We start from the raw sequence: 10157 nt of genomic DNA on the forward strand, positions 1-10157 counted from the left end.
GAAGAGTGGGTTGCCTTTCCATTCAGCCTCCCTTGAAATTAATGTGCTCTTAAGTGAAGGAGCAGAATCAGCATAAAGTTATGCTTTTACGTAAAAAGAAGATTACACCTTTTTTTCAGAATCGTACATACCTGTTTTCTTCGAGGTATTTTAAAATAGCTCTGGTTGATTCTTCTACCGGCATTACCGATGTATCAATGGTCAGCTCGGGGTTGGAGGGTTCTTCATAAGGCGCAGATATGCCCGTAAATTCTTTTATTTCTCCAGTCCTGGCTTTTTTATAGAGACCCTTTACATCGCGTTGTTCGCACACGTTAAGCGGACATTTCACATAAATTTCTATAAATTCCCCTTCGTTCTGCAATTTCCTCGCATTATCTCTGTCTTCTTTATAGGGAGAGATAAAGGCGGTTATTGTTATTATATTTGCGTCAGTAAAAAGTTTGGCGACCTCTCCAATACGCCGAATATTTTCTGCGCGGTCCTCGGGGGAAAACCCAAGATTCTTATTAAGGCCGTGGCGTATATTGTCGCCATCGAGTATATATGCCTGATGTTTATTTTCAACAAGAGCGTGTTCAAGCTCTACGGCAATGGTGGATTTCCCAGACCCTGAAAGACCCGTGAGCCAGATAGTGACTCCCTTTTGTTTCATCAGATCGATTCTGTGCGCCTTTGTAATCTTGCCATGATGCCATTTTATGTTCGTAGCCTTCTGGTCTGACATTTCATCTCCTTATTGATAAGCGAAAGTATTAAATAATTAAAGTATGCGCCCCCTGCTGGCGACCAAATAACTTCATGGGTTCGGGTGACAAACCTGAGTCGCCGTGATTGATTCATTTGAAAATGTTGCATGACAGTTGCCCTTGTTGGCAATAATTCCATGTTGCGCGGTTGAAAACAAATTTCCAAACAAGATAAATATTTTATGGAGTATATAATTGATAAAATAAAGTTTTGTAAATACTATAGAACCTATTGTAAAAATGCAAACTTTTTCCACCTGTATTTGTCGCATAATAATAAGAGTTGGAGGATTTTTTTGTGGGATGTCCTCTTTCATTCTGACAAATATTTGATACTATGAGATTACGCTTCGTTTTCGGTAAAAGCAGTAAACGTGTATTAACGAATATCTTCAAAATTACAGCATGTAAGGGGGGCGCTGGTATGAATAATTATTTGATTCCATTATTTATATTAATTGTTTTAGGAATAAATGGCGCATTGTGTGGTGAAAGTAAAAATAGCGATAGTGATACGACTCATAAAAAATATGAAATGGCTACCTTTGCCGGGGGTTGTTTTTGGTGCATGCAGCAGCCCTTCGACCAATTAGAGGGCGTGATTTCCACTGCTGTCGGATATACCGGCGGCAATGTTGAGAATCCTGCCTATGAGGATGTATATTCCGGCAGGACGGGCCATGCAGAAGCGATAGAGATATGGTATGATCCCTCGCTCATTTCTTACGCGTCTCTTTTGCAAGTATTTTGGAGAAATATTGATCCTACTGCAATGAACAGGCAATTTGCTGACGTAGGGTCTCAATACCGAACGGCAATCTTTTATCATACGGAGGAACAGAAAAATCTTGCCGAGTCGTCAAAAAAAGAGTTGGAGAAATCAGGAAAATTTAATAAGCCAATTGTCACGGAAATTGTGCCTGCTTCGGCATTTTACAAGGCGGAAGAGTATCATCAGAAATATTATGAGAAAAACCAGACACAGTACAACAGGTATAAATATGGCTCGGGAAGGGAGCGGTATTTAAAAGAGAAGTGGGAAAAGGACGCAAAGTAAAATAGCGTTCTCTGTGTTCTTATATGAAATAGTGTTTTTTGTTTTATTCTACCGTGACGCTTTTTGCCAGATTTCTTGGCTTGTCCACATCGCAACCACGTAAGACTGCCATATGGTATGCAAGTAATTGGAGGGGAATTACCGAAAGAATTGGTATCAGAACGCCTGAAGTTTCCGGGATATGGAATACATGATCGACCTTTTCGGTAATTTTTCTGTCTCCTTCCGTTGCAATTGCAATGACTTTTCCACCCCTTGATTTCACTTCTTCAATGTTGTTGAGTATTTTTCCGTACGTACTGTCTTTTGTTGCGATAAATATTACCGGCATATTTTTGTCAATAAGGGCAATGGGGCCGTGTTTCATTTCAGCCGCGGGATAGCCCTCTGCGTGGATATATGAGATTTCCTTTAATTTAAGGGCACCCTCAAGCGCCACGGGATAGTTGAATCCTCTGCCAAGGTAGAGGGCGTGGTTCGTGTCTTTGTAGATTTTCGCGATTTCTCCTATTTCCTTTTCCCTGTCGAGAATGGTTTGTATCTTGTCAGGGATAGTCCTGATAGCAGAAATCATTTCAGGCGGAATGGCATAGTCTTTGTTTTTCAGAAGCAACAGGTAAAGGGAAAACAAATAGAAGGCGGCTATCTGTGCAGTAAATGCCTTTGTAGATGCAACCCCTATTTCCGGGCCGATATGCAGGTAAATTCCCGATCCGGCCTCACGGGCAATACTGCTTCCGACAACATTGCAGATTGACAACATTGCGGCCCCCTTTCCCTTTGCCTGGCGCATAGCCGCCAGTGTATCCGCTGTTTCTCCCGATTGACTGATGGCGATTACTATGGTGTTTTTTTCGATAATGGGGTTACGATAACGAAATTCAGATGCATATTCCACTTCGACGGGAAGCCTGACCAACTCTTCCAGCATATACTCTCCGACCAATCCGGCATGCCAGGACGTTCCGCACGCAATAATGATAATCCGTTTTGCTTCTAAAAGTTCTTTTTCCCGGTTAATGAGTCCGCCTAATTTTATCGGACCGTGGTTTCCGTCCACCCTTCCTCTCATAAGGTTGAGAAGCGCCTGGGGCTGTTCGTGGATTTCTTTCAGCATGAAGTGTTTGTAACCGCCTTTTTCGATCATATCAATATTCCACAACACCTCTTCTGTTTTTTTATATGTAGGGATGTTTTGTATGGTCTTTGTTTTGTAACCTTCGGGGGTTAGGATTGCTATCTCATTGTCGTCCAGGTACATTACCTCCCGTGTATGTTCCAACGAGGCAGACACGTCAGAAGTAATGAAATATTCATGGTCTCCAATCCCCAGTATTAACGGTGATCCATTTCTTGCTGCTACGATTTTTTCGGGATCTTTTGAAGAAATAGCTGCAAGCCCATACGTTCCTTCCACTTTCTTCAGAGCTTCCATGACAGCGGTTTCAAGATTATCCCGGTAATGTTCCTCGATAAGATGCGCCAGCACCTCGGTATCTGTCTGGCTTCTGAACGTATGGCCGTTTTGCTGCAATTTTAATTTCAAATAGTCATAATTCTCAATGATCCCATTATGCACCACTGCGATTTCGTTATGGCAATCAAAGTGGGGATGCGCATTTTCAAAAGTAGGTGTACCATGGGTCGCCCATCGCGTATGAACAATCCCTGCATGTGAAATACATACATGACCGCTTAATTTTTCTTCCAGCATTGCAATTTTTCCAACCGCCTTCTCACAGCGCAGGGAACCGTTTTCAAAAAAGGCAATCCCGGAAGAATCGTAACCACGATATTCCAGCCTTTTGATACCATGCATCAAAACATTGAGGGCATTTTTAGGTCCAATATACCCGACAATTCCACACATATACGATTTCCTCTCCCGGTTTATGATGTATGCATTACTTTTTTAATCGCCTGATACATTTCGGGCAGTTTTCTCAATAACACCTGTATTCGCTTTTCTTCAGATATCGGCTTTGCCGGAGCGCCCCAGACAATAGCGCCTGGTTTGAGGTTTTTGTGGACCTTCGATCCTCCGCCTATAACGCAATTATCCCCGATTGTTGCATGGCCAGTAATGTCTACGTCTCCGGCAACCATAACATTTTTCCCGATTTTTACGCTGCCGGCAATTTTTGCATAGCCTACGAGCATTGTATTCTCCCCAATTTCCACATTATGCGCGATATGCGAATGATTGTCTATTTTTACGCCGTTTCCGATGATTGTTTTATCTATGGCCGCGCGGCAAACAGTTACCATTGATCCGATTTCCACATCATCTCCAATTTCCACCGTTCCTATTTGGGGGATCTTGATGTGTTTTTTTTCCATTTGGAGGTAACCGAAACCATCATCGCCAATAACACTGTTACAATGAATAATTACCCTTCTGCCAATACTACATTTTTCCCTGATAGTGACATTCGCATAAATAAGGGCATTGTCTCCGATTTTGCAATCCTTTCCAATGAACGTACCGGGATAAATGACAACATTGTTTCCAATTACAGCGTTATCTTCTATTACAACGTACGCGCCAATAGAGGCATCCTTGCCAATTGCAGCGCTGCTGCTGATAATTGCGGAAGTATGGATGCTTGCCTGACGGGCAAATCTTTTTTTTGCAGCATCGCCCATGAGGAGGGTAAACGCAAAAAACGGATTTTGTAGTATGATACAGGGTTTTTTTAATGCAGAAATTTCCTGGTGTACTATAAATGCAGAAGCCTGAGAAGAAAGAGCCTGCCGGATGAGCGTATCATTTTTAACAAAAGAAATATCCCCTTCACCCGCATTTTCAATGCCGGCAATACCGGTGATAACGGTTTCCTCATCGCCAAGGATTTTGCCACCTATGATTGCTTGAATTTGGTGTAGGGTATATTTCATGGTGTATGGCCAAAGAAGCCTATTTTTCTAAAAATATTTCAAAACTTCCGTTATTAAATTATTTCACTAATTCAATGAAAACACATGACGTGATGAAAAATCGGTTGAAAATTGATGTAAACAAAAAAACGAACCAGATTGGCAGGAGAATGATTGCGTAGTGTTGATACGTTCATATGACAATTGATAATTGCCCAAACAACTTCTAATGACAAGACATAAAATGCAAATCATTTTGTCATTAGAAGTTGTTTTCGTATTTCATCCTTAAATATTTTGACAAAAAGCACGCACTGACGAATGGAAGTATGCAAAGAAATAACTTTTAAGGTACTATTGTCCCGCCCTTAACGCATTATACTTTGCCAAGGATGATGGTTGCATTATGTCCACCAAAGCCAAATGAATTAGAAAGTGTCTTATGAATCTTTTTTTCGCGTGCTTCGTTAGGAACAAAATCAAGTCCTGAGCACTGTGGATCAGGAGTTTCATAATTTATTGTTGGGGGAATAACTCCTTCATTCAGTGCAAACGCACAAATGATAATTTCTACGCTTCCCGAAGCTCCAAGCTGGTGTCCGAGCATAGATTTGGTAGAACTCACTGGAATTTTTGAAGCATGGTCGCCAAAAACCTTCTTAATAGCCCCCACCTCTATCTGATCTCCAAGCGGGGTAGACGTCGCATGGGCGTTTATGTAATCTATCGTTTCAACGCCGCATCCGGCGTCGTTTAAAGCATGCGTCATGCATCGTATTGCACCCTCGCCGTTGCTATTGGGAGCGGCAATATGGTATGCATCGGCAGTCATGCCATATCCCAATATCTCCGCATAGATTGTTGCCCCTCTTTTTTTGGCAGCCTCCAGTTCTTCGATAACGACTATTCCCGCCCCTTCAGAGATGACAAAGCCATCACGGTTTTTATCAAATGGACGGCTCGCTTTCTGCGGTTCACTGTTGTGGGTAGACAATGCCTTCATTGCGCCAAACCCGGCTACGGCTAAAGGGGTAATAACTGCCTCAGAACTTCCTGTAATCATGATGTCTGCGTCGCCTCTCTGAATTACCCGCACTGCTTCCCCTATGGAGATTACCCCTGTTGTACAAGCGGCAACTACTGCAAAATTAGGGCCTCTTAAACCATACCGGATTGCTGCATGTGCGGAAGCTGCGTTCGCCATTAGTTTAGGAACCATAAAAGGGGAAACCCTTGATGGCCCTTTATTTAACAGATTTTTGTGTTGCGCCTCAAATTCCAAAAGGCCACCCATACCGGATCCTATAAAGACACCAACACGCGCGGTATCGATTGCGTCAAAGTTTAAACCCGCATCTGTTACTGCAATATCGGTCGCCGCTATCGCGAATTGTGAAAATCTGTCAAGTCTCCTGGCCTCTTTGGTATCAAGCCACTCTGCCGGGTTAAAATCGCTTACTTCGCCGCCAAATTTCACCTCAAATGCGGTAGTATCAAAAGAAGTAATGGGTTTAATGCCGCTTTCACCGTTGCACAATGCAGACCAGAGTTCCTTTTTTTCCCTCCCCAGAGAAGTTATTGCTCCGGTACCCGTAATGACGACTCTTTTTCTTCCGTGCATTTATTTGTGTTCCTCTATATATTTAACTGCATCTCCCACCGTACGTATTTTTTCAGCATCTTCATCAGGAATATTCATATCAAATGCATCTTCAAATTCCATAATTAGTTCCACTGTATCGAGCGAATCTGCGCCTAAATCATTGACAAAGGATGTTTCATGTGTTATCTGTTCCGCTTTTACCCCCATTTGTTTTGTGATAATTTCTCTTACTTTTTCTCCGACGGACGTCACGATTTTTACCTCCTTGTTAAAGACAATTCAAATTTACTGCGCAATTAAAGATCTGCTATTGTGCTAAAACTTTTGACTTGCTGAGCAGGATCAATTTTTTTCATAAGTCCCGACAAGGTTTTTCCAGGCCCTATTTCATAAAATTGAGAAAATCCATCATGTATCAGTTTCTGCATAGATTGATACCATTTGACAGGACTGTTTAGCTGTTTTATCAGAGCTGTTCTTATTTCCTCCGGATTGGAAACATACTCTGCGTTAATGTTTGCAACTACGGGAACTCCGGGTTTTGAGATAACCGTTGATTCCAGTTCGGAATAAAGCTTGTCACTGGCAGGAGTCATTAAACCGGAATGAAATGCACCCTGCACTTTTAGCGGGATTACCATCCTGGCGCCTCTTTCTTTTGCCAATAGAACCGCCCGTTCCAGTACATTTGATTCTCCTGATATTACTACCTGTCCGGGGCTATTATAATTTGCGGCGCAGATAACACCAAGCGGGTTCAATTCCCTGCAAATATGTTCTATTTTCTTATCTTCCAGTCCAATGACAGAAGCCATTCCTCCGGAACTTTTCTCACAGGCCTCCTGCATATATATACCACGCTTATACACCAGTTTTACCGCATCTGCAAAAGCAACAGAACCAGCCGATACATGCGCAGTGTATTCTCCCAGGCTCAGCCCGGCAACCGCATCACAGGTGGTTTTCTTAAAAAAAGAAATTTCCTTCAACACTTCAAGTATTGCAATGGAAGTCACCAATATAGCCGGCTGGCTAAGAGACGTCTTGTTTAATTCCTCCTGATTTCCCTCAAAACATAAAGATGCAAGGTCAAACCCTAACGCATCATTTGCCTGGTTGAAAATTTCGCGAGCTTCTTTGTATTCTTTGTAAAAATCTTTCCCCATGCCCACCAATTGGGTACCCTGACCTGGAAAAAGAAAGGCTGTTTTCCGCATAATATTCTACCACCTAACAACACATGATCCCCAGGTCAATCCGCCCCCGAAGGCTACCAACATCACTAAATCGCCTTTCTTGAGTCTTCCTTCCTGTTGCGCCTCATCAATTGCTATTGGAACTGAAGCAGAAGATGTATTCCCATATTTATCAATATTTACAAATGCCTTTTCCATGGGCAGTTTAAGTCTTTCCATGGTCGCTTCAATAATTCTCAGGTTGCTTTGGTGAGGGATAATTAAATCGATATCCTGAACGGCAAAACCATTTCTTTGTGCGGTTTCTATCACCAGGTTGGTAATGGTATTAATTGCGAGCTTAAACACCTCCCTTCCTTTAAACCGAATGTAATGCAACCTTTCCTGCACCGATTCTATGGTGGCAGGATGTTTTGAGCCGCCGCCGGGTATTATAAGTACGTCCGTATACGTTCCATCAGAGACCAATCGTGTGTCTAATATCTGATGTTTTTCTTTATTGTTTTGAAGTATGACGGCACCGGCACCGTCTCCAAACAAAATACAGGTTGCCCGGTCTGTATAGTCGGTAATCTTTGACAAACATTCTGCGCCCACCACCAAAACAGTTTTTGCGGCACCCGAATTTATAACACTTTGCCCGATGGAAAGCGCATACACAAATCCGGCACAAGCCGCTGAAATATCAAATGCGCTTGCATGGACAGCACCAATTTGCTTTTGTAAACAACAGGAAGTAGAAGGAAAAAGGTAGTCGGGGGTAATGGTGGAAGTAATAATCATATCGATCTCTTCCGCGGATATCCCGGCATTTTCTATTGCTTTTAACGAGGCGATGGCGCCAAGATCTGATGTTGTCACTCCATTTTCAACAATACGACGCTCTCTTATTCCTGTCCTTTGCAGAATCCAATCGTCCGTAGTGTCTACCAATTTTTCCAGAGCATGATTGGTTAATATCTTTTCAGGGAGGTATGACCCTATCCCTGTTATCGATGTTATTTGATTTTGGCGTACGTTCAATTTCTCATTGCCCAGAGAAGGTGTAAAGCCTTTAAAAACTTAAGCAACTTCTGCCGTAAGTGTATTGGATTTCTCCAGTTCTGAAATAATATACTCATTAATTTCCGTTTTAGTTAATTTTAATGCCGCTTTTATGGCATTTTGTATAGTCCGTGCGTCAGATCTCCCATGGCAAATAATACAAATGCCATTTATCCCCAGCAAAGGAACACCTCCGTATTCGGCAAAATCCATCTTTGTTTTTATCGATTGGAAAACCGGTTTGCACAAAAGCAGTCCAAGTTTTGCCCAAAACCTATTCATTGATTCTGCTTTTATCGTGGTAAGAAGGTTCTTTGCCATCCCCTCTGCAAATTTCAATATTACATTTCCCACAAACCCTTCACAAACGACGACATCTGCCTTGCCATCAAATATCTCACGGCTTTCAATATTTCCGATAAAATTTAAATGTGCGTTGGAAAGAAGCGAAAAGGTTTCCCGAACCAGATCGTTTCCCTTTGCGTCCTCTTCTCCTATATTGAGAAGTCCAACCTTGGGATTTTCTATATTCATTAGGTGCTTGCAGACAGTTGACGCCATAATTCCATACTGATACAAGTGTAATGGCTTGCAACTGATATTGGCGCCTGCATCGATAATAAGACATGATCCATGGAGGGTGGGAAGGGATATCGCAATGCCTGGACGACGAATGCCTTTCAATGTTTTCATGTGTAGCATTGCCGCCGCTACCGTTGCCCCCGTATGCCCCGCACTGACGATTGCATCCGCTTTCCTCTTAGCGACCAACTCAACACTTTGCGTAATGGAAGAGTTTATTTTTTGCCGTATGGAATGTGTTGCAGGATCCTCCATGCCGACTATCTGAGCCGCATGGTGAATGGTTATATTTTTGGGAATGGTTCCGCCAAGACATAATTCGTGTTTAATTCTGTTTTCGTCACCAACCAATATAATCTCAGCATCAGGCACCTGTTGCGCAGCCAGGACAGAGCCTTTGACAATTTCTTGCGGCGCCTTATCCCCGCCCATGGCGTCTACCGCAATCCTCATAAATTTACCTTTCAACAGAAATTACCTGCCTGCCCCGGTAATATCCGCAGTTATGGCATACGGTATGCGGTTGATTTATTTGTTTACAGTGCGAACAAACATAACGTTTGGAGCGGATACGCCCCCCCTTTTCTAAATTTTTATCTAATGGAAAAACGGGAACCGTAAGTTTATCGTGCGTACGTCTTTTACGTGTTCTTGAGTTAGAATGTCTCCTCTTTGGATTGGCCATTTAAAACCTCATTGTTAAAAATTTATTTAATAGTTTACACAAAACTGATCAGCAATGCTGGAGTATACATATGGTTATCTCACCGGGTTTTGTCAATAATACCGGAAATATTTTCTCCCTGATGCGTTCATTTTATAGAAGCAGGATTATACACATTATTTTTTAAATTAACAATACTATTTATAGGCATCCAGACTCAACACCGGCAAAATTTTACCGTTTGGGTAAGAACGTATTTATAGTCAAACAAATCAGGTTTTCGAAATTTGCTCGCCAATAATTTGAAAATTTTCAGTTAAAAGAGTAGACAATTCATCTGTATACTCGTTAATATTTTTGAAAAAACTTAAACATTTGTTTTTAA

9 protein-coding genes are annotated in these 10157 nt (G+C 42.0%); 1 reads left to right on the forward strand and 8 read right to left on the reverse strand.

The features are described from left to right. Positions 1–115 precede the first annotated feature (115 nt). Complete coding sequence (gene cysC, locus QZT26_RS02785) at positions 116–727, reverse strand: adenylyl-sulfate kinase (protein ID WP_164994576.1); 612 nt, start codon at positions 725–727, stop codon at positions 116–118. Positions 728–1173: 446 nt separating this feature from the next. On the opposite strand from cysC, the gene msrA reads away from it, so the two are divergent. Then, entirely contained in the window at positions 1174–1806 is a 633-nt protein-coding gene (gene msrA, locus QZT26_RS02790; RefSeq protein ID WP_099324467.1) for a peptide-methionine (S)-S-oxide reductase MsrA, read from the forward strand. 43 nt (positions 1807–1849) lie between these two features. Here msrA and glmS read toward each other — a convergent pair whose 3' ends face one another. From glmS to plsX, 7 genes are all read right to left on the reverse strand, one after another. Beyond that, complete coding sequence (gene glmS, locus QZT26_RS02795) at positions 1850–3676, reverse strand: glutamine--fructose-6-phosphate transaminase (isomerizing) (protein ID WP_295100444.1); 1827 nt, start codon at positions 3674–3676, stop codon at positions 1850–1852. Between the two features lie 20 nt (positions 3677–3696). Then, complete coding sequence (lpxD, locus tag QZT26_RS02800) at positions 3697–4704, reverse strand: UDP-3-O-(3-hydroxymyristoyl)glucosamine N-acyltransferase (RefSeq protein ID WP_099324465.1); 1008 nt, start codon at positions 4702–4704, stop codon at positions 3697–3699. Positions 4705–5059: 355 nt separating this feature from the next. Then, positions 5060–6304 (reverse strand): beta-ketoacyl-ACP synthase II, encoded by a 1245-nt coding sequence (gene fabF / locus QZT26_RS02805; protein WP_099324464.1) that lies wholly within the window; start codon positions 6302–6304, stop codon positions 5060–5062. After that, positions 6305–6538: an acyl carrier protein gene (gene acpP, locus QZT26_RS02810; RefSeq protein WP_099324463.1), complete on the reverse strand. Its 234-nt coding sequence runs from the start codon at positions 6536–6538 to the stop codon at positions 6305–6307. 44 nt (positions 6539–6582) lie between these two features. Continuing rightward, positions 6583–7503, reverse strand: a complete 921-nt coding sequence (fabD, locus tag QZT26_RS02815; RefSeq protein WP_295100450.1) for an ACP S-malonyltransferase — start codon at positions 7501–7503, stop codon at positions 6583–6585. A 6-nt stretch (positions 7504–7509) separates the two neighbouring features. Beyond that, positions 7510–8505, reverse strand: a complete 996-nt coding sequence (locus tag QZT26_RS02820; protein WP_099324461.1) for a beta-ketoacyl-ACP synthase III — start codon at positions 8503–8505, stop codon at positions 7510–7512. Between the two features lie 39 nt (positions 8506–8544). Further along, the gene (gene plsX, locus QZT26_RS02825) at positions 8545–9576 is read right to left on the reverse strand and encodes a phosphate acyltransferase PlsX (protein ID WP_230405740.1); all 1032 of its coding nucleotides are present in this window, start codon (positions 9574–9576) and stop codon (positions 8545–8547) included. Positions 9577–10157: the final 581 nt, after the last annotated feature.

This window comes from uncultured Candidatus Kuenenia sp. (assembly GCF_900696675.1).
GTDB lineage: Bacteria > Planctomycetota > Brocadiia > Brocadiales > Brocadiaceae > Kuenenia > Kuenenia stuttgartiensis_A.

Bases quoted from the DNA above. Each gene is read 5' to 3' on its own strand.
- cysC (WP_164994576.1), bottom strand. From the start codon at position 727: ATGTCAGACCAGAAGGCTACGAACATAAAATGGCATCATGGCAAGATT.
- msrA (WP_099324467.1), top strand. From the start codon at position 1,174: ATGAATAATTATTTGATTCCATTATTTATATTAATTGTTTTAGGAATA.
- glmS (WP_295100444.1), bottom strand. From the start codon at position 3,676: ATGTGTGGAATTGTCGGGTATATTGGACCTAAAAATGCCCTCAATGTT.
- lpxD (WP_099324465.1), bottom strand. From the start codon at position 4,704: ATGAAATATACCCTACACCAAATTCAAGCAATCATAGGTGGCAAAATC.
- fabF (WP_099324464.1), bottom strand. From the start codon at position 6,304: ATGCACGGAAGAAAAAGAGTCGTCATTACGGGTACCGGAGCAATAACT.
- fabD (WP_295100450.1), bottom strand. From the start codon at position 7,503: ATGCGGAAAACAGCCTTTCTTTTTCCAGGTCAGGGTACCCAATTGGTG.